Below are 23262 nucleotides of genomic sequence, written 5' to 3' on the forward strand. Positions count from 1 at the left end.
GTCAGGAGGCGGGAGGGGCCGGCGGGGGAGTGGGGAAGCCCTGCCCGGGGCGGGCCGGGCGGCTGAGCCGCGGGGGGTGCGGACGCCGGTCGGGGACGCTCCGCGCCCGCCAGGACGCGTAGTCGGCCAGCGCCGCCCACTCCGCGTCCACCCGGCCGGGCAGCGCGCGGTCCTGGGCGGCCCACTGCCGCAGCAGGGCGGTGTAGACGGGTGTGGCCACGGCGTGAGGAACCGTTTCGTCAGATGCGGGGCGTGGCGTGGGCCCGCGCCCCCGCCACGGGGCGCCCGAAGAGGTTGCTGTCACAACCAGCCAACGGGGAGGACCCCGATGAGGTCACGCTGCCGTCGCACGGGGTGCCCACGCGGGTGAGCACGCCATTACCCTGTTCGTCACACGGACGCCACGAGGAGCCCCACCCCCACCCGGTCCCACTGGGACCCCACCGACGGAGTACTGATGAACGCCGCCCCTTCCCGCCGGAACGAACGGCAGCGGCGAGGCCGTCACCTCAAGGCCCTGCGCCGCACCTGCGAGGACATCCTCGGCGCCCTGGAAGTCGCCGACTCGCCCGACATGTTCGCCCTCTGTGAGCAGGTGGGCCGACGGCGCGAGCGCCCCGTCCGGCTCGCCGCCGTCGACCTGCGGGACACCGGCGTCTACGGACTGTGGATCGCCACGCAGGACGAGGACTTCGTCCTGTACGAGAGCCACACCAGCAGGCTGCACCAGGAGCACATCGTCGCCCACGAGCTCGCGCACATCCTCTGCGACCACCACCGCGGCGGGGATCTGGACGACCAGTCCATCCACCTGCTCTTCCCCAACCTCGAACCCTCCGTCGTGCGCGGGATGCTGGGGCGGTGCGGATATCTGGCCGCCGAGGAACAGGAGGCCGAGGTCATGGCCTCCGTGCTGCTGACCCGGGTTCAGCGCAAACCCGCCGAAGCGACCTGGGACGTCTCGGCCGAGGCCGCCCAGACGATCGCCAGGATCGAGAGTGTCGTCGGCCAGGAGACACACCAGGAGCGGCCCTAGGATGTTCTACCAAGTCCTGTCGTGGACGTGTGCGCTCGGCGGCCTGGCCGCCGTCCTGTACAAGCTGCCCGCGCTGCCCCGCCACCGGCGTGACGCCGCCTACATCGCCCTGTGCGTGTACTTCCTGTGTTCCAGCCTCAGCTTCTTCGTCGAACTGGACCAGGTGCGCGACGACATCGCGCGGTTCCTGCACTACCCGAACATCACCACGTTCCTGTGCCAGGCCCTCGTCGTCGTGCTCACCGCCGCCCAGCAGGTCGTCCTCGTCCACTGGTCCCACGGCCCCGGGCAGGCGGCGGCCAAGGCCCGCAACCGCATGCTCGGCTACGGACTCGCCCTCGCCGTGCTGGCAGTCCTGTTCTTCTTCGTCAACCCGCCCAAGCGGCAGGGCTCGGCCGAGGTCACCGTCCTGCTCAACCTGGAGAACCCCCGGTACGCCGCCTACTTCGCGTTCTACCTCGCCGTCTGTGCCGTCGGCCAGGTCGAGGCGGTACGGCTGTCCCTGCGCTACGCCCGCATCGCCCACCGCTCATGGCTGCGCTCGGGCATGTGGGCCGTGGCCGTCGGCGGCTCGCTCATCCTCGTCTACTGCCTGATCCGCTACTGGCAGATCCTCGCCGTCTCCACCGGCTTCGTCGAACCGTGGTCGGACCTGTACTGGATCGCCGGGAGCATCGGCTCGCTCCTCCAGGTGTTCGGCTGGACCGTCCCCTCCTGGGGACCGAAGCTGTCCGAGGCTGCCCAGTGGTGCGGGCACTACCGCTCCTACCGGCGGCTGCGGCCCCTGTGGTGGGAGCTCTACCGCGCCAACCCCGGCATCGCCCTGGACGCCCCGCCCACCCGGCTGCACGAGCTCGTCCCCGGCCGGGACCTCGAGTACCGGCTCTACCGGCGGGTCATCGAGATACGCGACGGCCAACTCGCCCTGCGCCCCTACATGGACCCGGACAGCGTCGGCGCCGAGGCCCGGCGTCTGGGCCTGTCCGACACCGCGCCCTCCTACGAGGCGCTGCTCCTGCGCAGCGCCCTGACGGCCCGCGCAGCCGGGCCCCCGAGCCCCGGCTCCGGCGGCCCGGAGTCCGTCACCCACGCCCCCGACGGGGACATCGACGAGGAGATCGCGTGGTTGACACGCGTCGCGGACCATTTCAGAGTCTTGACCGCGGGCCGTGATCCGGCCGAGGCGGAGCGTGCCCGGACCGGGGCGTGACGTTCCGGTCGTGCCCCCGTGGCGGCCGGGCGTCCTCGGCCCGCAGGACGTGCGAGACGAGGAGTTGACGATGGAGGCCGGCTGGTCGGCCCGGGCCGCGGGGGAGTACGCCGCACGGGTGCGTGGAGCCACCGCGCGGGTGCTGGCCCTGGAGGCCCGTGCCGGCGCCACGGCCGCCGGGCCCGAAGCGGCTCGCGCGGCCCTGGCCGCCTGGGCGGGCGTCCGGGCCGGGCCGCCGGGCCAGCCCGCCGGCCCGGAGTTCCGGCGGGGGAGCGGCCTCGGCCCGGAGACCGGGCGGGGGAGCGACGTCGGGGCGGCCCTCGGCGAGCTGGCCCAGGTCGCCGGATGGCTCCTCTTCGACGCCGAGCGGCACCGCGCCGCGCACCGCTTCTGCCGGCTCTCCCTGTCCCTGGCGCGCCACTGCGGGGACCGGGCTACCGAGCAACTCACCCTGGCCACGCTCAGCATGCAGGCCGCACACCTCGGCCGCCCGGACACCGCGCTCCGCCTCGCCGACGCCGCGCTGGAGCAGCCCCGCCTGCCCGCCCGTGTCGCGGCCGTCTTCCACCTCCGCCGCGCCCGCGCCCACGCCCTCGGCGGCCGCCGTGGCGCCGCCCTGGCCGCCGTCGACCTCGCCCGCGGCCTCGTCGGCGAAGGTCCGTCCCCGCGCGATCCGGCCTGGGCCTGGTGGGTGGACGAGGACGAGGTCGCCGGGCATCTCGGGCTCACCCACGCGGGCCTCGGGGAGTGGCACCGCGCCGTCGACGCGCTGACCGCGGCGACGCGCGGCGAACCCGGCACCACCGGCTTCCGGGCCCTGTTCGACGCCGAACTCCTCACCGCCGGGGTCCGCGCCGGGGCGTGGCGCGACGCGACGGCGCTGGCCGCTCGCATGGCCCAGGGCGCGGGCGGTATCGGCTCGGCCCGTGCGGCGGCGCTCGCGGGGCGGGCCGCGCGCTCGGCCGTCGCCGCCGTGCACGTACCCGGTGCGCTGCGCGACGCCGCGCGGCACCTCCAGACCACCCTGCCGCCACCGTACGGCGGCGGGACGTCGGGCTCGTCCCCCACGGGCCCAGAAGGGAGCGTGCCAACGTGTGGAACAACCCGGGCGGAGCACCGCTGCGAGCGTCACACCGGCTGCTGGTGAACCTGACCGTCACGGCCCTGCTCATCAGCGCGCTGTCACTCCTCGCGCTCGCCCTCGACCGCCACTCCGCCCCGGCCTCCGCCCCGGCGCCGGCCGGCCTCGCGCCCGCCGGGGCCGCCGAGGCCGCGCCCGGCGCCGAGAGCCGGCCGCACCGAGGCGAGCGCTGGATGGAGACCCGGCTCTTCTTCGGCACCGGCCGCCACGACGGCGAACCGCCGATAACCGACGAGCAGTTCCACGCCTTCCTGGACGAGGAGATCACCCCGCGCTTCCCCTCGGGCCTCACCCTGCAGAAGGGCCACGGGCAGTGGCGTGACCGCGAGGGCGACATCAACAGTGAGGAGTCCTACGAGCTGATCCTCCTCTACCCGGCTCACACCGCCCGGAGCAGCGACGCGGCGATCGAGGAGATCCGCCGCGCGTACACGACCCGCTGGGACCTGGAGTCCGTCGGCCGGGTGGACCACCGCGTCCTGGTCGACTTCTGAACCAACGCCGCCCGGCGGCACCGGCCGGGTGAGGCCGTCCGGCCCCGGGGCGCCCAGCTGCCCCGGGGCCGGCGTCCTCCGGGCGACGGCCGACCGAGGCGATCGTTTCGCGCCGTCGCCCGGTGGGTACCCGGCGGCGTCACACGCCGTACGGCGTGAGCCGCCGCCAACCGGCCTGCGCCCCGGCGCGGCTCAGCCGTCCCCCGTCCTTCCTTGGAGGAGAGGACCCGATGACGATGCAGCACGGACCGAACAAGGGCGGCCCGATGCGGGACGACGCGGCCAAGGAGGCGGTGCGCAGCGAGCTCCAGGCGGGCCGCTCGACGCGCGCCGACGACTCCCGGGAGGCCGAACCCCCGGGAGAGGACCAGCCGGAGGCGGACCTCGCGCCCGGCACCACCCTGACCGGCGGGACCCCGCCCGGCATGACCCCCGACGACGTCGGACTGCGCAACGAGCTGGCCCGGCACCTGGGCATCAGCGTCTACCCGGCCCAGCGCAACGACCTCCTGCGCACACTGCGCGAGAACAACGCGCCCGACCGGCTCGTGGACCTCGTCTCGGGGCTGCCAGCGGGGCACACCTACGAGAACGTCCAGGAGATCATGCGGGCCCTGGGCTTCGGCACCGAGGCGCACCGCACCTGACCCGCCCGGCAGGGGCGTGTCCGCCGTGTCCCGGGCGGGCGGGTCAGCTCAGCGCGTGAGGGCCCGCCCGCCGGCCGCCGCCGCGCACGCCAGCCCGGCCGCGAGAGTCGCCCGGCGCACGGCGGTCCGGTGTCCGGACCGCCCGCCGTGCACACTGCCCGTCCCGGGCTCCGGGGTGTAGAGGTTCCCGTGCCCGGGGCGGGCGGACCGCCGCCGCGAGAGGTGCTCCCGGTCCACCCGGCGGGCCATCCGCCGCTCCGCGCGCGCCGGAGCGAACCGCGCGCCCCGCACCAGGGAGCGGCTCCCCGCCCCCACCACGATCTCCCGCCGCGGCCGTTCGACGGTGTGCACGATCGCCCGCGCCACCCGCTCGGGGCTGTACACCGGTGGCATCGGACGCACCGCGCGCCGCGTGTAGTTGGCGGCCTCCCGGAAGAGCGGCGTGTCGACCGTCCCGGTCAGCACGGTGCACACCCGGATGCTCCGGTCGCCGCTGAGCCGCAGCTCCTGCCGCAGGCTGCCGCCCAGCGAGCGGATCGCGGCCTGCGACATCCCGTACAGGTGGGTGTAGGGCTGGCTCACCTCGCCCACCACCGAGGAGACGTTCACCAGGGTGCCGCCGCCGTGGGCCCGCATCGTCCGCAACGCGGAGCGGGAGCCGTGCACGGAGCCGAGCACGTTGACGTCCAGGACCGTGCGCAGATCCGGCAGCGGCACGCGGCGGAAGGGGCCGAAGACGCTGACGGCGGCGCAGTTCACCCACACGTCGACGCGTCCGAACACCTCCACCGCCCGGTGGGCCAGCCAGGTGACCTGGTGGTTGTCGGTGACATCGGTGGGAACGACGAGGGTCCGGGCGCCGCGGTGGCGCTCGCACTCCTCGGCCGCCGCCCGCAGCGCGCCCTCGCGCCGGGCGGCGAGGACGACGGCGCAGCCCCGCCGGGCGAACGCCTCGGCCGTGGCCCGTCCGATGCCTCCGGACGCCCCGGTCACGACGACGACGGATCCGCGAACACGCATGCCGACCTCCTCGGACGCCTTGCACCGGCGCCGCCGGCCGCGGGCCCGCCGGTGCCTCCGGCGCACCGCGCCCGGCCGCACGAACACCCCGGGTACCCCGGGGACGCGGAGCCAAGCACGCCCCGCCCGGCCGTGTCCGGGAGCGCTCTGCGGCCGCCGTCCGCACCGGACGTACGGTGCCCTCCGGCGTGCCGCGCGGCAAGGTCGGTCCGCGCACCCGCGCCCTTGATGGAGCCCAGCCCCCTCACACCCCCGGCTCGGCCGCCAGCCGGCCGGTCCTGACCGCCGTCAGCAGCTCGGCGTGGTCCGCCTCGGTGCGGTCCGCGTAGGCGACGGCGAACGCGGCCACCGCCTCGTCCAGCTCCTCGTTCTTGCCGCAGTACCCGGTCACCAGTCGAGGGTCGGCGCTGTGCGCGTGCGCCCGGGCCAGCAGCGCGCCGGTCATCCGGCCGTAGTCGTCGAGCTGTTCGGGGGCGAGCGCGGCCGGGTCGACGCTGCCCTTGCGGTTGCGGAACTGCCGCACCTGGAACGGGCGTCCCCGGACCGTCGTCCAGCCGAGCAGGATGTCGCTGACGACCTGCATCCGCTTCTGCCCCAGCACGACCCGCCGCCCCTCGTGCGCCACCTCGGGGACGGCGAACCCGGCGTCGGGCAGATACGGCGACAGGGCCGAGGCCCGGGCCTCCTTCACCTGGAGCACCAGCGGCTCGCCCCGGTGGTCGAGCAGGAGCACGACATACGACCGCGTGCCCACGCTGCCCGTTCCCACGACGCGGAACGCCACGTCCTCGATGGTGTGGCGGGCGAGCAGCGGCAGCATGTCCTCCGAGACCGTCTCCAGGTACGAGCCGAGCGCCCCCGCCACGGCGGCGGCCTCCTCGTCCGGGACCCGGCGCAGCACGGGGAGCGCGTCGACGAAGCGCCGGCCGCCCTCCGGGCACGCCTCGGTCGACTTGGCCGCGAAGCGGGCGCTGGTGTTCCTGCGCGCCTTCTCCACCACCCGCTCCAGCGTGCCCAGCAGGTCCCGGGCGTCCGCGTACGACACCAGCCGCTCGTCGGGGATGGCGTTCCACGCCTCCAGCGCGGACATCCCGGCCAGCAGGCGCATCGTGCGCCGGTAGGCGCCCGCGGCGTCGAAGGCGGCGGCCCGGCACACCTCCTCCGAGGCACCCGCCGCCCGGCCCGCCAGGACCAGGGACACAGCGAGCCGCTTGACGTCCCACTCCCAGGGGCCGACGGCCGTCTCGTCGAAGTCGTTGAGGTCGATGACGAGCCGGCCGCGGGCGTCCGCGTACAGCCCGAAGTTGCCGGCGTGCGCGTCGCCGCACACCTGGGCGGACACGCCCGTCACCGGGGTGGCGGCCAGGTCGTAGGCCATCAGCCCCGCCGAGCCCCGCAGGAACGCGAACGGCGAGGCCATCATCCGCCCGACCCGTATCGGCGTCAGCTCCGGCACCCGTCCGCGGCTCGACTCCTCGACCGCCTGGACCGCGCCCGGCCGTTCCCCGTCGAGCGCCCGGGCCCCCAGGGTGCGGTGGGCCGAGCGCGGCACCCGCTCCCGCAGCGCCTTGCCGGCCTTCTTGGGTGACGGGCCGTCTCCCGCCCCGGCCCGCCTCCCGAACCCCGCGACCTCCGGAATCCGCACCTCGGACCGCACCGCCGCCCCCGCCTCGCCCATGACCGGCCACTCCTCGCTCTCCGCCTGACCACCGAACGCCCCGACCGTACCGCCACCGCGGTCTGCGGTCCTTCCCCGGGGCGCACCCGGAGCAGCGGTTCAGGTGGCCGGTGCCGTGCTGGCGCGCACGATCAGGGCCGGCTCGACGGAGGCCGGGTCCGGCGCCGCCTCCGGGTCGGCGAGGTGGCGCAGCAGGTGGGAGACGGCCAGCGTGCCCATCTCCGCGAACGGCTGGGCCACGGTCGTCAGCGAGGGTGAGCAGTACTCCGCGAGGGCGATGTCGTCCACGCCGACGACGGAGATGTCCTCCGGGACCCGCCGGCCGAGTTCGTGCAGGGCACGGATGACGCCGAAGGCCATCTCGTCGCTGGCGACGAACACGGCGGTGACGTCCGGGATCTTGCCCAGGATCAGCCCGTTGCGGTAGCCGGAGGCGGGCGACCAGTCCCCTTCGAGCACGGGAGGCACGGTCGCACCCGCGGCCTCCAGGGTGTCCCGCCAGCCGCTGCGGCGGCTCGCGGCGTCGAGCCACTCGGTGGGGCCTGACACGTGCCACACCGTCTCGTGGCCCAGTTCCAGCAGGTGACGCGTCGCCAGCCGCGCGGCCAGCGTCTGGTCGACGGCGACGACCTCGGTGTCCGGTGTGCGGGAGCCGTCGATGGTGATGGTCGGCACGGAGCGGGTGAGCTGCTCGATCTTGCGGCTCACGTGGATGAGCGGCACGGCGAGGATGACCCCCTCGACGCGTTGGTCCGCCAGCCGGGACATGGCCTCCTCGATGGCGTGGGTGTCCAGGGAGGTGGCGGTGGCGGTGGACACCGAGTACCCGGCGGCGCGGGCGGCGCCCTCGATACCGAACGTCAGCGTCGTGCGGGAGGAGGAGTTGGTCCGCAGGGTCACGACGCCGATGGTGCGGCTGCGCCCGGAGGACAGCGTCCTCGCCGCGTTGTTCTTGCGGTAGCCGAGCTGCTCCACGGCGGCGAGGACCTTGGCCCGCGTCTTCTGCTGCACGTTGGGGTGGCCGGACAGGGTCCGCGACACCGTCTGCGCCGAGACCCCGGCCACCCGTGCGACGTCGGCCATGCCGGGCTCGCGTGAGGCGCCGCCGCCCGCAGCGCGCTTCCTCATGGTCTCCTTTCCCGTCGCCTTCACGTCCGTCGACATCGTTCGCTTCTCCTCCGGCCTGCCGACCCCGGCCACAGGTCCACTGCGCCGTCGGTTCGGGCAGTCTATCCATGGCCATGTCATTGGCATCGCTGTCACACCGGGGAACGGTTTCGTTGCGTCGGTGCGGGGGCTCCCGTCGCGGGGTCTCCGTGCCTCGCCCGCGGCCTCGGGCCGAGAGGCCGGATCGGACCGTTCCATCTGGTCGGCAGAAGGGAGGGAGCGAGTGAGACGGGCCGTGAGCGCGGGCGGCCGGGGCGGTGGTCGGCATCTGGGCTGGTGGCGGGCCGTCCGGGGGTGGGACGCGAACTGACGGGGTATCCGGAGTGTTATCGCTGACATCACGGGACTGCATCACGGCCACGAGGCGGTCGGTCGTCGGTGCCGCCCCGATCGTCCCGTCCGGCACGGACCGCCCGGCGGGGTCCTGAGGTTCGCGGCCCCCGTCCGCGCCCCCTGGCCCCGCACCGCCTCTGGCGCGCCGGTCTGACCACGGAGCCGCCGCGTCCGCCGCCGCCCACGCCCGGCGCCGGTCAGGCGCCGGGCACCCGCCGAGGGTTCGGCCGCGAACACGCGCGGCTCGGGCAGCCCGTGGGCACCGAAGACGGCCGAGACGGCGCCGGAGACCGAGGGGACCGCTTCCTCCGGCGCCAGCGCGATGACGCAGCCGCCGAACCCGCCGCCGGTCATCCGGGCGCCGAGAGCGCCCGCGGCCAGCGGGCTGACCGGTTCCTCGACGAACGATGCTTGTATATGCTCGAAACCAGCTTACTTCGAGCAGTAACACGCATCGAGGCTCACGGGTGCCCGGACGGTTCGCCTTCGGCGCCCTCCGGGAGGGTTCCCCGGGCCCGGTGCGCCCAGGGTCCACCGGCCTTCCGAGGAGCCTTCCCGCATGTCCCACGCAGCCCCCTCCCGCACCGCCGGGGAGATCGCCTCCCAGCCCGAGTCCTGGCGGCGGGCGGCACAGCTCGCACCCCGCTGCGCCGACCTCCTGCCCCGCCGCGGTGAACGCGTCGCCGTCGTCGGCTGCGGCACCTCCTGGTTCATGGCCCAGTCGTACGCCGCACTGCGGGAGAGCGGCGGGCACGGCGAGACGGACGCGTTCGCCGCCTCCGCGTTCCCCCACGGACGGCGCTACGACCGCGTGCTCGCCGTCACCCGTTCCGGCACCACCACCGAAGTGCTCGACCTCCTGGGGCGGTTGACGGGCCCCACCGCCACCTCGGTGCTCACCGCCGACCCCACGGCCCCCGTCCTGCGTGCCGCCGACGCGGCGGCCGTGCTGGACTTCGCCGACGAGGAGTCGGTCGTCCAGACCCGCTTCGCCACCTCCGTCCTCGCCCTCCTGCGCACCCACCTCGAGACCGAGGCCGCCCTCCCCGCGGGGGTGCGCCCGGTCGAGCGGGCCGTGGCCGACGCCCAGCGGGCCCTGACCGAGGCGCCCGGTGACCTGGAAGGCCGCGCCCCCGAGCAGATCACCTTCCTCGGCACGGGCTGGACGTACGGGCTGGCCCTGGAGGCGGCGCTGAAGCTGCGCGAGGCCGCCGGGGCGTGGACCGAGGCGTACCCGGCCATGGAGTACCGGCACGGGCCGATCCGCATCACCGGGCCCGGCCGGCTCGTCTGGGCCTTCGGCGCGGTGCCCCCGGGCCTGGCCGACGAGGTCGTCGGTGTGGGGGGCACCCTCGTCGCGCACTCCGGAGACGGTCACGACGGGCTGGACCCCCTCGCCGACCTCGTCCGCGCCCAGCGCCTCGCCGTCGCGCTCGCAGAGTCCCGCGGCCACGACCCGGACCGGCCGCGCAACCTCACCCGGTCCGTCGTCCTCGGAACCGGCCGTGCCTGAGCCGGGGCGGGCGCCCCGGCCGGGGCCGGAGCCACGTCCCGGACCCGAGCGCGTCATCGGTGTGGACGCCGGGGGCAGAAAGATCAGGGGCGTCGCGCCGGACCGGGAGCCGCACCCTCCAACCGTCCGGCGCCGCGCCGCCCCCGGCGGCGGACCGGCGGCCGCCCACGGGCCGGTGGGGTCCCGGTGATCCTCACGGTCACGCTCAACGCCGCGCTCGATGTCACCTACGGCGTCGACCGGCTCGTCCCCGACACCTCGCACCGGGTGGGGGAGACCCACGAACGGGCGGGCGGCAAGGGGATCAACGTCTCCCGGGTGCTCGCCGCCCTCGGGCGGCCCACGCTCGTCACCGGGCTCGCCGGCGGGCCCACCGGAGAGCTGATCCGTGGCGAACTGCGTGCCTCGGGCCTGCCCGAGGCGCTCATCCCCGTGGGCGGCGACGCGCGGCGCACGGTCACCGTCGCCTCCCGCGAGGACGGCCAGGCCACGGTCTTCAACCAGCCCGGCCCCCGCATCGCGCCCGGGGAGTGGGAGGAGTTCACGGCCCGCTACGCCCGTCTCGTACGTGAGGCACGGGTCGTCGTCCTCTCCGGCAGCGCTCCGCCCGGCCTCCCGGCCGACGCCTACGCGCGGCTGATCCGGACGGCGGCCGGAGCCGGAGCCCGCACCGTCCTCGACACCTGCGGACCCGCTCTCGGCGAGGCCCTCGGGGCCCGCCCGGACCTCGTCAAGCCCAACGCGGCCGAACTCGCCGAGGCCACCGGCCACACCGACGTGACCGCCGCCGCGCTGGCCCTGCGCACGGCGGGGGCGCGCACCGTCGTGGCCTCGCTCGGCCCGCGGGGCCTCCAGGCCCACACCCCGGACGGCGCCTGGCACGTGGCGCCCCCCGAACCCCTCACCGGCAACCCGACGGGCGCGGGCGACGCCTGCGTCGCCGCACTGGCCGCCGGGCTCGCCGACGGCCGGGCCTGGCGCCGCGTCCTGCGCGCGGCCGCGGCCCTGTCGGCCGCCGCCGTCCTGCGTCCCACCGCCGGTGACGTCGACACCGCCGCCTACCACCGACTGCGCACGTCCGTGCGTCTGGAGGAACTCCATGCCCCTCACCCCCACCGGTGACATCCTGGCCGAGGCCGAGCGGGAGGGGGGTGGCGTCGGCGCGTTCAACGTCGTCCAGCTGGAACACGCCGAGGCCATCGTCGCCGGGGCCGAGGCCGCCGGACGCCCCGTCATCCTGCAGCTCAGCGAGAACACCGTCCGCTACCACGGGGCTCTGGAACCGGTGGCCCTCGCCACGCTGGCCGTGGCCCGTACCGCCGACGTGCCCGCCGCCGTCCACCTCGACCACGCGGAGTCCCCCGAACTCGTCCGCGCGGCCGTCGAACTCGGGGTCCGCTCCGTGATGTTCGACGCCGCGAAGCTGCCCTACGCCGACAACCTGGCCGCCACGCGCGACATCACCGGCTTCTGCCACGCCCGGGGTGCCTGGGTCGAGGCGGAGCTCGGCGAGGTCGGCGGCAAGGACGGCGCTCACGCTCCCGGGGCGCGCACCGACCCCGACGAGGCCCGGGCCTTCGTCGCGACGACCGGGGTGAACGCCCTGGCCGTCGCCGTGGGCAGCTCGCACGCCATGCTCACGCGGGACGCCGTCCTCGACGAGGAGCTGATCACCCGGCTGCGCGCGGCCGTCCCGGTGCCGCTCGTGCTGCACGGCTCCTCCGGGGTGGCCGACGACGGGCTCCGCCGCGCGGTGGCCGCCGGGCTGCGCAAGGTCAACATCGCGACCCACCTCAACCGGACGCTCACCCGGGTCGTGCGCTCCCGGCTGGCGGCCGAGCCGGAACTCGCCGACCCGCGCCGCTATCTCGGCCCGGCCCGGGACGCCGTGGCCGCCGAGGTCGCCAGGCTGCTGGACCTCCTGGCGGCCCCCGGCGCCGCGACGACGGGCGGCGCCGGGGGCCGCGTCGCGGCTCCCGCACCCCGGGAGGCCCGCCCCCGCGTGACCCGTCCCGCTGACCCGTCGCGCCGTGGACAGCCGTGCCCCGGGAACCGATGATCGGAATCACGGTCCAGACCACTTCGCCCGCATCGTCCGCTCGCCCCAGGAGACGCCCGACGTGAACGCCCCGCCCACCGCCCCGTCCCCCTCGCCCGGCGGTGAGACCGCCCTGCGGCGCGAACGCGTCATCCGCGCGGCGGTACGGGAGGGGCTGACCGACCCGGACGAGGCGGTGCTCGCCGCCTTCGTCGACCTCGACGGCGTCGCCGCCTTCGTCGCGGCCCTGCGTTCGGCCTTCCCCGCCTCCCTCTCCGTCCTGCACACCTTCGCGGCCAAGGCCAACAGCCTCGTGCCGGTGCTGGAACACCTGCGGCTGCACGGCATGGGCTGCGAGGTCGCCAGCGCCGGTGAGCTGGACCGGGCCACGGCCGCGGGCTTCGGCCCCGAGCTGATCGTCTTCGACTCCCCGGCCAAGACCCGCGCCGAACTCGCCCGCGCACTGCGCCTCGGGGTGGCCGTCAACGTCGACAACTTCCAGGAACTGGACCGCGTCGACGCCCTCCTGGCCGGGAACCCCTCTGCCTCGCCGCTCGGGGTGCGCGTCAACCCGCAGGTCGGCGCCGGCTCCATCGAGGCGATGAGCACTGCGACCGACACCTCCAAGTTCGGGATCGCGCTCGAGGACGAGGGCAACCGCGCCCGGCTGGTCGACGCCTTCCGCGAACGACCCTGGCTCACCTGGCTGCACACGCACGTCGGCTCCCAGGGCATCGCGCCGGAGCTGACCGCGCGGGGCCTGGCCAGAACGGTCGAGCTCGCCGACGAGATCAACGCCGCGCTCGGCCGCCGGCAGGTCGTCGGCATCGACATCGGCGGCGGCCTCTCGGTCGATTTCGGCAGCGACGACCCCGACCCCGGCTTCGACGGCTACGTGGCGGCCCTGCGGCAGCACGCGCCCCGGCTGCTGAGCGGCGACTACCGGCTCGTCACCGAGTTCGGGCGGGCGCTGCTCGCCAAGAACGGATTCATGACGGCCTTCGTGGAGTACACCAAGACCGCCGGAGGACGCCCGGTGGCCATCACGCACGCCGGCGCCCACGTCGCCACCCGCACCGTCTTCCGGCCCGACGCCTGGCCGCTGCGCGTCACCGCGCACGATCCGTCGGGCCGTCAGAAGCGGGGCGACGTCCTGGCCCAGGACGTCGCGGGCCCCTGCTGCTTCGCCGGGGACCTGCTCGCCACGGCCCGCCCGCTGCCGCGGCTCGCCGCCGGCGACCTCGTCGCCGTCCTCGACACCGGCGCGTACGCCTTCTCCACACCCTTCCACTACAACAGCCTGCCCGTGCCCGCGGTGTACGGCTTCTCCACCGGCGCGGACGGCGAGGTCCGCTTCCGCACCCTCCGCCCGGCGGGCGGTCCGGACTGAGCGGCGGGCGGGGGAGCGCGGCGTAGAATCGGCGGCCGATATCGGCTTCGCCACCGCCGGAGGAGGGCCACGGTTGCGGGAGTTCCAGCGGGGCGCGGTGCGCCTGCACATCCTCCACCACGCGGCACGGGAGGAGATCCACGGCGCCTGGATGACGGCGGAACTGACCCGGCACGGCTACCGGATCAGCCCCGGCACCCTGTACCCGACGCTGCACCGGCTGGAGGCGGACGGGCTGCTCACCTCCGAGCAGCGGGTCGTGGCCGGGCGCACCCGGCGCGTCTACCGGGCCACCGCGGCCGGCGAGCGGGCACTCGCGGAGGACCGCAGAGCTCTTGCCGAACTGGCCCGTGAGGTCCTCGGCGACGAGGCGGCGAGGACCGGCGACGAGCCGCGGGGCTGAACCGGCCGCGCGGGAGCCTCAGCGGCGGTTCGCGGCGAGCCGCCGCAGCCCGTACCAGGCGGCGCCCACGGCCAGCACCGCCGTGCCCGCCAGCACCGAGGACGCGGGCAGCGTCACGGCCAGCGTGAGGCACCCGGCCAGCCCGAACAGCGGCACGACCCGCGGCGGACGGCGCTCCTGGCGCGTCAGCGTGAGGGCGGAGGCGTTGGCGACGGCGTAGTAGACGAGGACGCCGAACGAGGAGAAGCCGATCGCACCGCGCAGGTCCACCGTGGCCGCGGTCACCGCCACGACGGCTCCCACCAGCAACTCGGCCCGGTGGGGCACCTGGAACCGCGGGTGCACCGAGGCCAGGGCGTGCGGCAGGTGCCGGTCGCGGGCCATGGCGAGCGTGGTCCGGGAGACGCCGAGGATCAGGGCCAGGAGCGAGCCGAGCGCCGCCACCGCCGCGCCCGTCCGCACCACCGGCTCCAGCCAGCCGACGCCCGCGACCCTGACGGCGTCCGACAGCGGCGCGGTGGCCTCGCTCAGCTCCTCGGCCCCCAGCACCGCCAACACCGCGATCGCGACCGCGGCGTACACCAGCAGCGTCAGCCCGAGCGCGAGCGGCACGGCCCGCGGGATCGTCCGGGCGGGGTCGCGCACCTCCTCGCCCAGCGTCGCGATGCGCGCGTATCCGGCGAAGGCGAAGAAGAGCAGCCCGGCGGCCTGCAGGACGCCGACGGCCCCGGCATCGGCGCCGATCCCGAGCCGACCCGCCTCGGCGGCCGGTGAGTCGAGGCAGGCGACCACCACCGCGGCCAGCACGGCCAGGACGACCGCCACGACGGCGCGGGTGAACCAGGCCGCCTTCTGCACCCCGGCGTAGTTCACCGCCGTCAGCGCCACCACGGCGGCCACCGCCACGAGGTGTTCGTGCCCGGGCCACACGTACGCGCCGACGACCAGGGCCATCGCGGCGCAGGAGGCGGACTTGCCCACCACGAAGCCCCAGCCCGCCAGGTAGCCCCAGAACGGGCCGAGCCGCTCGCGGCCGTAGACGTAGGTGCCGCCGGAGGCCGGATAGCGGGCGGCGAGCCGGGCCGAGGAGGTGGCGTTGCAGTAGGCGACGACGGCCGCGAGGGCCAGCCCGAGCAGGAGTCCCGAACCGGCCGCACGAGCGGCGGGGGCCAGGGCGGCGAAGACGCCCGCGCCGATCATCGAGCCCAGACCGATCACCACCGCGTCGGTCACCCCGAGCCGCCGCCGCAGTTCGTCCGGCGCACCGGTGGCGGGGGACTGGCTCATGGCAGGACTCCTCGGCGTGCGGTCGGGCTTACGGTCTCCGATATCGGATCACGATACGTGAGCGGGCGAGGGCCACCCCCACAGGAGAGGTGCCCCTGGGGCGGCGCCGCGCCGTGTGCGCGCCGCGGCCGTCACGAGCGGTGGTGGAGGACGAGCGCGACGCCCATGGCCGCGTTGACGGCCAGCAAGAGCGCCAGCACGACGAGGACCACCGCCGCCTCCCGGCGCGGGGCCGGAGGGGTGGCCGTGGCCCAGTCCGGCCGGGCCGGCGGGTAGTACACCGTCAGCCGGTCGCCGACGTCCCTGGCCGGGCCGCCGCCTTCCGTGAAGCACACGGTGATCCCGTCCGCCGTGACGAACGCGTAGTCGTGGTAGCGCACCTGGCCCGAGGCGCCCTGGGGCCCCTGGGCGTTCCGGACGCGGGTGCGTACCACGCGGGCCGGGGCGGTCACCCCGCTGGTCCACGCCGCGCGGTGTCTGCGGGACCGGCGCACGACCAGGTGCCCGCACCACGCGGACGCTCCCAGCACCACCAGGCACAGCAGGTAGAGCACGCTTCCCCCTCGTGTCGGCGCACGCCGCTCGTCTGCTCCTACCCATCCGGGCGACGCTCCGTGCGCGGGGAGCGGAAACGTCGCCCGTGAAGTGTGCCTTGACGGGGTCTTGACAACGCAATTGGTCTGGACCAGCGTGAGCCCCCGTGGTGGCCACCGCACCCAGGGAGCCGGGAAGCCCGCCTCCCGCACCCCCAACTCCCCACCGGAGGACCCAAGTGGACCGCAGCACATCCGCCCGCAGAGGGCTGGGCGCCGGGCTCGCGCTCGCCCTCGGTGCCGGGCTCTGTCTCCTGGGCACGTCCACGACGGCGCACGCGGCCGACGTCAACGTCGTCAAGAACCCCGGATTCGAATCCGGCCTCACCGACTGGTCCTGTACCGCGGGCAGCGGTCAGACCGTCACCTCGCCCGTGCGCACCGGAACCGGCGCCCTCCGCGCGACGCCCGACGGGCTCGACCGCGCCGAGTGCACCCAGTCCCTCACGGTGAAGCCGGACTCCACGTACTCCGTCGAAGCCTGGGTGCGCGGCGGCTACGCCTACCTCGGCGCACGCGGCACCGGGACCACCGACGTGTCCACCTGGACGCCCGACACGGGAACCTGGACCCGGCTCTCCACCAGCTTCACCACCGGCTCCGACACCACCTCGGTGACCCTCTACACCCACGGCTGGTACGGCACCTCCGCCTACCACGTGGACGACGTCAGCGTCTTCGGCCCCGACGGCGGAGGCGGCACCGACCCCGACCCGGTCGTGCCCGGGGCCCCGGGGGCCCCCGAGGCCGGCGCGGTCACCGCGTCCTCGGTCACGCTGAACTGGCCCTCGGTCAGCGGCGCCACCGGCTACCACGTCTACCGCGACGGCACCCGCGCCGCCTCGGTGAGCGGTACCTCCGCGACGGTCACCGGGCTCACCGCGGACACCGCCTACACCTTCCGGGTGACCGCCGCCAACGCGGCCGGAGAGTCACCCAAGTCTCCCGCGGTGACCGTCCGCACCGCGGGGGACACGCCCCCGGGCGACCCTGCCGTGCCCCGGCACGCGGTGACCGGGTACTGGCAGAACTTCGACAACGGCGCCACCGTCCAGAAGCTCCGGGACGTACAGGACCAGTACGACGTCATCGCCGTGGCCTTCGCCGACTCCACCGCCACACCGGGCGAGATCGTCTTCAACCTCGACCCCGCCCTCGGCTACTCCTCCGCCGAGGAGTTCCGGTCGGACGTCGCCGCGAAGCAGGCCGCGGGGAAGTCCGTGATCATCTCGGTCGGCGGCGAGAAGGGCAACGTCCTCGTCAACAGCGACGCCGCGGCCACCGCCTTCGCGAACAGCGCTCACGCCCTGATGCAGGAGTACGGCTTCGACGGCGTCGACATCGACCTGGAGCACGGCATCGACGCCACCTACCTGAGCAAGGCGCTGCGCCAGCTCTCGGCGAAGGCCGGACCCTCCATGGTCCTCACCATGGCGCCCCAGACCATCGACATGCAGCACACCGGCACCGAGTACTTCAAGCTCGCGCTCGATGTGAAGGACATCCTCACCGTCGTCAACATGCAGTACTACAACAGCGGTTCGATGCTCGGCTGCGACGGCCAGGTCTACGCGCAGGGCTCGGTGGACTTCCTCACCGCGCTCGCCTGCATCCAGTTGGAGGGCGGCCTCGACCCGTCCCAGGTGGGCCTCGGCGTACCCGCCTCACCCCGGGGCGCGGGCAGCGGCTACGTCTCCCCGTCCGTGGTGAACGACGCCCTGGACTGCCTGACCCGGGGCACCGGCTGCGGCCAGTTCAAGCCGTCCAGGACCTACCCCTCGCTGCGGGGCGCGATGACCTGGTCGACCAACTGGGACGCCACGGCGGGCAACGCCTGGTCCCACGCCGTCGGCCCGCACGTCCACGGCCTGCCCTAGTCACGGGCGACGCAGACGGCGAGGGCCGGGCCGCCACCTCCTCCCGCGCCCGGCCCTGGCCGCTCGTCTCGGCGCCCGCGGTCCTCGCGCCCGTGCCCAACCGACGTGGCCCCGCCCGCGGCCGGGGGCTGCCGGCTAGCCGATGCCGTCCGGCGCGTACAGCAGCTCCCAGTCCCTCCCGCCGTCGCGGGAGGAGTAGACCTTGCCGTCCGCGTCCGCCGCCAGCAGGCGGTCGGGGGAGGCGGCGTGCAGCACCGTGGGCTCGGCGCCCTCGGGCAGTGCGCCCGCCTCGGCCCACTTCAGGCCGTCGCGGCTGGCCAGCACCGTGCCGTCGGGGGCCAGCCCCACGAAACCCTCGCCCTCCGGGCGGTCGACCGCGACGAGGGCGGGCGCCTGCGGGACGTCGGCGAACGTGCGGCCGCCGTCCGCGCTGCGCCTGAGCCCCTGGCCGCCCGTCGCCCAGACCTCCTGCGGCCGGCTCGGGTGAGCGGCAAGATCGGCGACATCCTCCTCGGCCCCGAACCGCCAGGTGCGTCCGCCGTCGGCCGACGACCACACCCGCCGACTCTGGCTGTCGTACGCGTACAGCACCTCGCCCGCGGGCTGCAGGGAGTGGAAGTCCGCCTCGCCCTCCGCCGAGACCGTCGTCCACGTCTTGCCCGCGTCGGTGCTGCGGATCAGGCCCAGATGCGGGGATGTCGCCCCGGGGTCGTCCATCGCCGGATGCCCGCTGCCCAGGAACGTGCCGGGTCCGGTGACGGTGAAGCCCATCGTGTCCTGGTGACGGTCGGCGATCCGGGTCGCCTCCCCGTCCGCCAGCCGGAAGACGCCGAAGTGCCCGGCGGCGTACACGGTGCCGTCGGCCGGGTCGAGGCCGAGCCCGTGCAGGTGTCCGGTGCCCGGGTCCCCGTCCGGCCCGCCGTGGCCGTCGGAGGCGTTCGAACCCCCGGCGCCGCAGGCGGCCAGGGTCAGGGCGGCGGCCACGGCCGCCGCCGCGGCGGCGAGCCGGCGGGCGGAAGAGCGGCGTGCGGGCGTTCGCTGCGTGCTCATGCTGGGGTGACTCCTGTGCGGTGGGAAGCGGATCGCGGGGAGGTGTCGGCCGCCGCGGGGGCGGGACGACGCGGCCGCGTCTAGACGCGCAGGATCTGCAACTGGGCCAGCGACGGCGGAGAGCGCTCCCCGGCCGTTTCCGTACCAGGGGATGAGGGCCCGGACGGCGGCGGGACCCGCGGCGGCACGGGTGCCGGGGCGGGCAGGACGGGAACGGCGTTGGGCCCGGGCGCGGCCTCGCACGGCTGCCGCGCGTGTTCGGAGTCACCGCTCCCGCCCTCGTGCCGCTCACCGGCGTGCGCGCCCTCGTCCGGTGCCGGGGAGCCGAGGGTGAGGTGCGGGGCCGAGGCCGCGCAGCGCACCGGGCCCGCCCCCGGCGGCTGGAGACCGTGCATGCCGAGCACGCATCCGAGCACCGCGAAGACCAGCAGCGCCGCCACCCGGGCGGCAGGGAGCCGGGAGGCGCGTCGGTGGCTGGTCATGCGCCGCAGCCTACCGTCGCCGGGGAAGGGACCGCCGTCCGCCTCCCGGTGACGGATCACCCCTGGCGGCACGGGCGCCCGCCCTCAGTGCCGCGCGTCCGGGTCAGCGGGGGCATGCGGGTGCCCGCCGGCCGTCACCGGCCGCACGTCAGGCAGGGCCCGCAGGTCGGCCGCCGGGTCTCCGCCGACGACCAGCAGGTCGGCGCGGAAGCCGGGACGCAGCGCACCGGTATCGCCGCCGATCCCGAGCGCCTCCGCGGACTCGCTCGTGGCCGTGTCGACGATCTCGGTGGGCGTGCAGCCCACGTGGGCGAAGAACTCCAGGCTCCACACGAACCCGTCGAAGACCGCGCCGCCCACCTCCACGTCCGTCCCCGCGATCAACCGGACCTCGCGCTCCCGCATCCGGCGCAGCCGGTCGAACACCTCGGCGGCCCGCTGCCGGCCGAAGCGTTCGGCGGACCCGCGCCAGTCAGGGCCGGCGGTGCCGCCGTGCCGCCGGACGGCCGGCGCCACGGGCGGCGGACGGGCCGGCGCGGCGAGCATCGTGACCGCACGCATCCCGGCGGGAATGCCGTCCGCGCACATTCAAACGACTGGCGCAAGAATGTTATGAGCCATCGGAAAAGAATGCTCTTCGTGCTGTGGTGCCAGTGGTCCGGGAGTGACCAGAGTAAGCAGAAATAAGGAGCGATGCCTGTGTGGTGAATTTCCCGGACGGATTTCGGCCACCGGCCGAAAATGCGCGTCTGCCGCATCGGTGGCAAACCCTTTACATGTCCGACATGAGTGGTCCATGATCGGCGGGGATACGTGTCGACAACCGGTCGCCACCCGAAAAGAAGGAGTCAGCGTGAGTCGTTTCGAAGCCGCGTGGGATCGTTTCTGGACCGACCTTCCCCAGGCCCGCGGCGCCTCGCCGTGGGACGTGGACCCCACCTATGTCGCACACGCGCATCTCCACCTCTTCGGCAGCGTGCTCGATCCGTCCCGGCCGGTCATCGACGTCGGCTGCGGCGATGGTGCGCAGACGGTCGCGATCGGTCAGCACTTCGACCGGGTCATCGGCGTGGACGTGGCCCCGAGCGCCGTGGAGCGGGCGCGCAAGCATCACGGCGCTCCCGGTGTCGAGTACGAGCAGTTAGACCTGCTCCAGCCCGAGCAGGCCATGGCCCTGCACGAACGGATCGGTGACGCCGGTCTGTACGTCCGCACGGTGCTGCACGCCTTCACTCCGGAGGAGCTCAAGCTCGCCGCCACCTCGCTGGCGCATCTGGCCGGTGGCACGGGTGGCGCCTTCTTCTACGAACTCGCCCCGTCGAGTCGCGAGTTCATTCTCGGCAAGCTCGCCGGTCAGGGCGTCCCCGCGGAGAAGTTCGGATTCGTCTTCGACCGTGTGCCCCTGCCCGTGGCCAGGGAGGAGGACGCCCTGCAGCGGGAACTGGAGGCCGTCGGCTTCGAGATCCTCTCCAGTGCTCCCATCGACTACCAGGGAACGGTCACGGCCGACGGCCGGCGCGTGAACGTCCCCGCCTTCTACGTCGTGGCGCGCGCGGGGGGCGCCCGGTAGCTCCGCCCCGTCAGACGGGCCAGTGCTGTGGCCCGGTCGAGTGCGTGGCGCACGCTCCACTCTTCGGCTGGGCCCTGCCGACATGAATTCCAGCGAACCCGTCAGCCGCCGAATGGTCTTCGCCGGCGTTTCATCGTGCATTCCCTCACGGGGCTGGCGCCGGGAGGTGCGCGTTGTCGGCGAACGGCCCTGCCTTTTCGGAGTTCTCCACGAGTGGCGTGATTTTCAACAGTTGAACCGTTGACCGCTACTGGGGGCGATGATAATTTCTGCCGCATGGGACGCATTGTTTCGATCAATACCGGTCCATGTGTTTCCTCTGATTTTGCGCGACGCGGAAACACCGCCATCAACAAACTTCCGGTCGAGGGAAATATCCGGGTCACGAAATTAGGCCTGGCGGGCGACGAGCAGGCGGCGGACTTCCACGGCGGCGAACTCCAGGCCGTCTACGCCTACGCCCGGGAAGATCTCGACTGGTGGTCCGAGCAACTCCGGACGCCGCTCCGCAACGGCATCTTCGGCGAGAACATCGATCTGGCCGGTTTCGACGCCAGCGGTGCCGTCCTCGCGGAGAAGTGGCGGGTGGGGGAAGCCCTCCTGCAGGTCACCGCTCCCCGCATGGCGTGCGGCACGTTCGGCGGCTGGATGAAGCAGGAAGGCTGGGCCAAACGCTTCAACAAGGCACGCCGACCCGGGGTCTACCTCCGAGTCCTCGAGGAGGGGGTGATCGCGCCGGGAGACCCCGTCGAACGCGTCTGGCGCCCGGCCAGGCGCATCACCGTCGCGGAGGCCGTCGGAGCGATCCTGGACGAGCAGGACGTCCTGCGCCGCATCATCGAGATGGCCGACGAGGAACCCACCTGGGACCGCGCCGCGATGATGTTCCACGTCTCCAACCGGACCCGGTCCCGCGCGAAGGACAAGGGCACGGACGGGCAGCGGTCGGACGGGCGTACCCCCGCCCGCTTACCGGGCGCCGGACCCGCGGAGGGGCCCCATGCTTGACGTGTTCGGCGACTACAGCGCGCGCGACCCGTTCACCGCCCTGGCCCGGGCGGCCCGGTCGTGCCCCTACCAGGAGGCGGCCGAGAACGGTGGCCTCTACGCGCTCGGGGCCGAGGACGTGAGACGGCTCCTCCTGAGCCGTGACGTCTGGTCCGAGCGGTCCAGCGACCAGCGCCTGGCCGCCATGGACGAGAAGGACGCGGCACGACGTGCCGCCCTGAAGCGCTTCCTCGCCTACTGGCCGGTCTTCTCCGACGCCGCCTACCACGACCGGGTGCGTCGGGTCACCGTCCGCCTCCTTCGGGGGACGGTGACACCGGGAACGCTGTCCGCCTGCGCTCGGCTGGCCGACCGACGTCTCACGACGAAGGGAGACGACCCCGTCGACTGGCTCCGGGACGTGGCGCGCCCCATGGCGCTCGAGGCGATCGTCGCCCTCGTGGGCCGTGCCGATGCCGCACGGCTCGTCCGCCTGGGCGAGGCCGTGATGGACGAACTCGCCACCGCCCGCATCGACATGGCCCGCATCGACCAGGCGCTGGCCGCCGTCGACGAGCTGAGGGCATGGCTGGACGTGGCCCGGGCCGAGCCTCCGACACCGCTGGTTGCGCGGCTGGGCGAGTTATGGAGCGACTCGGCCTACGGGCCCGAGACCGCCACCGCCCTGCTCACCCAGATCGTGACGGGCGCCTACGATCCCACGACCACCTCCCTGTGCGTCGTGGGGGAACGCGTCGACAGCGACGTCCTCGCCCGCGTCCCCGTCCCCTCGGTGAGGGAAGAGGTGTTCCGGATCGCGACGCCCTTCCGGTTCGCCAGCCGCTACGCGCGTCGCCCGCTCTCCGTCGGGCCCTATCGCCTGGACGTGGGGGACAGGGTCAACCTGTGCCTCGCGACGGCGAACCTCGACCCGGCGCAGTTCCCGGAACCGCTGCGGATCCGCGACAGGGGCAACACCTCCCGCGGCCTCAGCTTCGGTGTGGGCAAGCACTACTGCCCCGGCGCCCCGCTGGCGCGGGCGGTGGTCGAAGTCCTGCTCGAGTCGATGCGGAAAGCCGGGGTCCATTTCCGTGCGGAGCAGGTCGAGCGGGAACCGGAACTCCCGATGCTCCGCTACCGGAGGCTGACCGGACGACTCGTGCCGGCCGCCTGGCCCGACCGGTGACGCCTCCCGGGCCCGGGCGCCCGCTCCGCCCGCGCGGCACCGGACCCTCGGCCGGCCGGCCGGTGCCCCCTCACCAGGGCCCCCGGGGCAGCGGACGAGTCGCTCGGGCCGGGCGGTTGCGAGGCCGCGCCGCCGAAAGGCGCCCCGCCGACGCCGCTTC

Annotated in this window: 23 protein-coding genes and 1 pseudogene; 14 read left to right on the plus strand and 10 right to left on the minus strand. The window is 74.6% G+C overall.

Annotated elements, in window-relative coordinates:
* Position 1: 1 nt before the first annotated feature.
* On the minus strand, positions 2 to 220 hold the full coding sequence (locus tag O7609_RS22875) for a hypothetical protein (protein ID WP_269735111.1): 219 nt from the start codon (positions 218 to 220) through the stop codon (positions 2 to 4).
* Positions 221 to 457: 237 nt separating this feature from the next.
* Here O7609_RS22875 and O7609_RS22880 point away from each other — a divergent pair, with 237 nt between their 5' ends.
* The 5 genes from O7609_RS22880 (at position 458) to O7609_RS22900 (ending at position 4528) form a co-directional block, all read left to right on the plus strand.
* On the plus strand, positions 458 to 1036 hold the full coding sequence (locus O7609_RS22880) for an ImmA/IrrE family metallo-endopeptidase (protein ID WP_269735110.1): 579 nt from the start codon (positions 458 to 460) through the stop codon (positions 1034 to 1036).
* Between the two features lies 1 nt (position 1037).
* The gene (locus O7609_RS22885; RefSeq protein ID WP_269744157.1) at positions 1038 to 2246 is read left to right on the plus strand and encodes an MAB_1171c family putative transporter; all 1209 of its coding nucleotides are present in this window, start codon (positions 1038 to 1040) and stop codon (positions 2244 to 2246) included.
* Between the two features lie 10 nt (positions 2247 to 2256).
* Complete coding sequence (locus O7609_RS22890; RefSeq protein ID WP_269744158.1) at positions 2257 to 3393, plus strand: DNA-binding protein; 1137 nt, start codon at positions 2257 to 2259, stop codon at positions 3391 to 3393.
* On the plus strand, positions 3390 to 3881 hold the full coding sequence (locus O7609_RS22895) for a DUF3574 domain-containing protein (RefSeq protein WP_269735106.1): 492 nt from the start codon (positions 3390 to 3392) through the stop codon (positions 3879 to 3881). Before O7609_RS22890 ends, O7609_RS22895 begins: the two co-directional genes overlap by 4 nt.
* Before the next feature lie 230 nt (positions 3882 to 4111).
* Positions 4112 to 4528: a DUF2795 domain-containing protein gene (locus O7609_RS22900; RefSeq protein WP_269735105.1), complete on the plus strand. Its 417-nt coding sequence runs from the start codon at positions 4112 to 4114 to the stop codon at positions 4526 to 4528.
* A gap of 48 nt (positions 4529 to 4576) precedes the next feature.
* Here the strand turns inward: O7609_RS22900 and O7609_RS22905 are convergent, their stop codons facing one another.
* The 4 genes and pseudogenes from O7609_RS22905 to O7609_RS24780 all read right to left on the minus strand — a co-directional run.
* Positions 4577 to 5548: an SDR family oxidoreductase gene (locus tag O7609_RS22905; protein WP_269735104.1), complete on the minus strand. Its 972-nt coding sequence runs from the start codon at positions 5546 to 5548 to the stop codon at positions 4577 to 4579.
* 244 nt (positions 5549 to 5792) lie between these two features.
* Positions 5793 to 7226: a DUF2252 domain-containing protein gene (locus O7609_RS22910; protein WP_269735103.1), complete on the minus strand. Its 1434-nt coding sequence runs from the start codon at positions 7224 to 7226 to the stop codon at positions 5793 to 5795.
* A gap of 99 nt (positions 7227 to 7325) precedes the next feature.
* Positions 7326 to 8354 carry a LacI family DNA-binding transcriptional regulator gene (locus O7609_RS22915; protein ID WP_269735102.1) on the minus strand — a complete coding sequence of 343 codons (1029 nt, stop codon included), beginning with the start codon at positions 8352 to 8354 and terminating at the stop codon, positions 7326 to 7328.
* Positions 8355 to 8924: 570 nt separating this feature from the next.
* A pseudogene (locus O7609_RS24780) lies at positions 8925 to 9107 on the minus strand (galactokinase); the annotation flags it as partial.
* Positions 9108 to 9285: 178 nt separating this feature from the next.
* On the opposite strand from O7609_RS24780, the gene O7609_RS22925 reads away from it, so the two are divergent.
* The 5 genes from O7609_RS22925 to O7609_RS22945 all read left to right on the plus strand — a co-directional run bounded on the left by O7609_RS22925 (position 9286) and on the right by O7609_RS22945 (position 14070).
* Entirely contained in the window at positions 9286 to 10239 is a 954-nt protein-coding gene (locus O7609_RS22925) for an SIS domain-containing protein (RefSeq protein ID WP_269735101.1), read from the plus strand.
* A 186-nt stretch (positions 10240 to 10425) separates the two neighbouring features.
* Entirely contained in the window at positions 10426 to 11361 is a 936-nt protein-coding gene (locus tag O7609_RS22930) for a 1-phosphofructokinase family hexose kinase (RefSeq protein ID WP_269744159.1), read from the plus strand.
* Complete coding sequence (locus O7609_RS22935; protein ID WP_269735099.1) at positions 11339 to 12298, plus strand: class II fructose-bisphosphate aldolase; 960 nt, start codon at positions 11339 to 11341, stop codon at positions 12296 to 12298. Before O7609_RS22930 ends, O7609_RS22935 begins: the two co-directional genes overlap by 23 nt.
* Before the next feature lie 61 nt (positions 12299 to 12359).
* Positions 12360 to 13667: a diaminopimelate decarboxylase gene (locus tag O7609_RS22940; RefSeq protein WP_269735098.1), complete on the plus strand. Its 1308-nt coding sequence runs from the start codon at positions 12360 to 12362 to the stop codon at positions 13665 to 13667.
* 73 nt (positions 13668 to 13740) lie between these two features.
* Positions 13741 to 14070 (plus strand): PadR family transcriptional regulator, encoded by a 330-nt coding sequence (locus O7609_RS22945; protein WP_269735097.1) that lies wholly within the window; start codon positions 13741 to 13743, stop codon positions 14068 to 14070.
* A gap of 18 nt (positions 14071 to 14088) precedes the next feature.
* Here the strand turns inward: O7609_RS22945 and O7609_RS22950 are convergent, their stop codons facing one another.
* Both O7609_RS22950 and O7609_RS22955 read right to left on the minus strand, forming a co-directional pair.
* Positions 14089 to 15357: an APC family permease gene (locus tag O7609_RS22950; protein WP_269735096.1), complete on the minus strand. Its 1269-nt coding sequence runs from the start codon at positions 15355 to 15357 to the stop codon at positions 14089 to 14091.
* A 131-nt stretch (positions 15358 to 15488) separates the two neighbouring features.
* Complete coding sequence (locus O7609_RS22955; protein ID WP_269735095.1) at positions 15489 to 15911, minus strand: DUF3592 domain-containing protein; 423 nt, start codon at positions 15909 to 15911, stop codon at positions 15489 to 15491.
* 218 nt (positions 15912 to 16129) lie between these two features.
* Here O7609_RS22955 and O7609_RS22960 point away from each other — a divergent pair, with 218 nt between their 5' ends.
* Positions 16130 to 17827, plus strand: a complete 1698-nt coding sequence (locus O7609_RS22960) for a chitinase (protein WP_269735094.1) — start codon at positions 16130 to 16132, stop codon at positions 17825 to 17827.
* A 135-nt stretch (positions 17828 to 17962) separates the two neighbouring features.
* Here the strand turns inward: O7609_RS22960 and O7609_RS22965 are convergent, their stop codons facing one another.
* From O7609_RS22965 to O7609_RS22975, 3 genes are all read right to left on the minus strand, one after another.
* Positions 17963 to 18877, minus strand: coding sequence for a F510_1955 family glycosylhydrolase (locus O7609_RS22965; RefSeq protein ID WP_269735093.1), 915 nt, complete (start codon positions 18875 to 18877; stop codon positions 17963 to 17965).
* 80 nt (positions 18878 to 18957) lie between these two features.
* Positions 18958 to 19359, minus strand: coding sequence for a DUF6153 family protein (locus O7609_RS22970; RefSeq protein WP_269735092.1), 402 nt, complete (start codon positions 19357 to 19359; stop codon positions 18958 to 18960).
* Between the two features lie 84 nt (positions 19360 to 19443).
* On the minus strand, positions 19444 to 19920 hold the full coding sequence (locus O7609_RS22975) for an amidohydrolase family protein (RefSeq protein ID WP_269735091.1): 477 nt from the start codon (positions 19918 to 19920) through the stop codon (positions 19444 to 19446).
* A gap of 292 nt (positions 19921 to 20212) precedes the next feature.
* Between O7609_RS22975 and O7609_RS22980 the strand changes: the two genes are divergently transcribed.
* The 3 genes from O7609_RS22980 (at position 20213) to O7609_RS22990 (ending at position 23102) form a co-directional block, all read left to right on the plus strand.
* A complete protein-coding gene (locus tag O7609_RS22980; RefSeq protein ID WP_269735090.1) occupies positions 20213 to 20929 on the plus strand; it encodes a class I SAM-dependent methyltransferase in 717 nt (238 codons plus the stop codon).
* A 276-nt stretch (positions 20930 to 21205) separates the two neighbouring features.
* On the plus strand, positions 21206 to 21937 hold the full coding sequence (locus tag O7609_RS22985) for an MOSC domain-containing protein (protein WP_269735089.1): 732 nt from the start codon (positions 21206 to 21208) through the stop codon (positions 21935 to 21937).
* The gene (locus O7609_RS22990) at positions 21930 to 23102 is read left to right on the plus strand and encodes a cytochrome P450 (RefSeq protein ID WP_269735088.1); all 1173 of its coding nucleotides are present in this window, start codon (positions 21930 to 21932) and stop codon (positions 23100 to 23102) included. Before O7609_RS22985 ends, O7609_RS22990 begins: the two co-directional genes overlap by 8 nt.
* Positions 23103 to 23262: the final 160 nt, after the last annotated feature.

Origin of the sequence: Streptomyces sp. WMMC1477, from assembly GCF_027460245.1 — a bacterium.
Lineage (GTDB): Bacteria > Actinomycetota > Actinomycetes > Streptomycetales > Streptomycetaceae > Streptomyces.

Coding starts and splice junctions, on each gene's coding strand:
- O7609_RS22915 (WP_269735102.1), bottom strand. CDS start 8,354: ATGAGGAAGCGCGCTGCGGGCGGCGGCGCCTCACGCGAGCCCGGCATG.
- O7609_RS22905 (WP_269735104.1), bottom strand. CDS start 5,548: ATGCGTGTTCGCGGATCCGTCGTCGTCGTGACCGGGGCGTCCGGAGGC.
- O7609_RS22975 (WP_269735091.1), bottom strand. CDS start 19,920: ATGCGTGCGGTCACGATGCTCGCCGCGCCGGCCCGTCCGCCGCCCGTG.
- O7609_RS22880 (WP_269735110.1), top strand. CDS start 458: ATGAACGCCGCCCCTTCCCGCCGGAACGAACGGCAGCGGCGAGGCCGT.
- O7609_RS22950 (WP_269735096.1), bottom strand. CDS start 15,357: ATGAGCCAGTCCCCCGCCACCGGTGCGCCGGACGAACTGCGGCGGCGG.
- O7609_RS22900 (WP_269735105.1), top strand. CDS start 4,112: ATGACGATGCAGCACGGACCGAACAAGGGCGGCCCGATGCGGGACGAC.
- O7609_RS22885 (WP_269744157.1), top strand. CDS start 1,038: ATGTTCTACCAAGTCCTGTCGTGGACGTGTGCGCTCGGCGGCCTGGCC.
- O7609_RS22910 (WP_269735103.1), bottom strand. CDS start 7,226: ATGGGCGAGGCGGGGGCGGCGGTGCGGTCCGAGGTGCGGATTCCGGAG.
- O7609_RS22925 (WP_269735101.1), top strand. CDS start 9,286: ATGTCCCACGCAGCCCCCTCCCGCACCGCCGGGGAGATCGCCTCCCAG.
- O7609_RS22965 (WP_269735093.1), bottom strand. CDS start 18,877: ATGAGCACGCAGCGAACGCCCGCACGCCGCTCTTCCGCCCGCCGGCTC.
- O7609_RS22990 (WP_269735088.1), top strand. CDS start 21,930: ATGCTTGACGTGTTCGGCGACTACAGCGCGCGCGACCCGTTCACCGCC.
- O7609_RS22935 (WP_269735099.1), top strand. CDS start 11,339: ATGCCCCTCACCCCCACCGGTGACATCCTGGCCGAGGCCGAGCGGGAG.
- O7609_RS22985 (WP_269735089.1), top strand. CDS start 21,206: ATGGGACGCATTGTTTCGATCAATACCGGTCCATGTGTTTCCTCTGAT.
- O7609_RS22970 (WP_269735092.1), bottom strand. CDS start 19,359: ATGACCAGCCACCGACGCGCCTCCCGGCTCCCTGCCGCCCGGGTGGCG.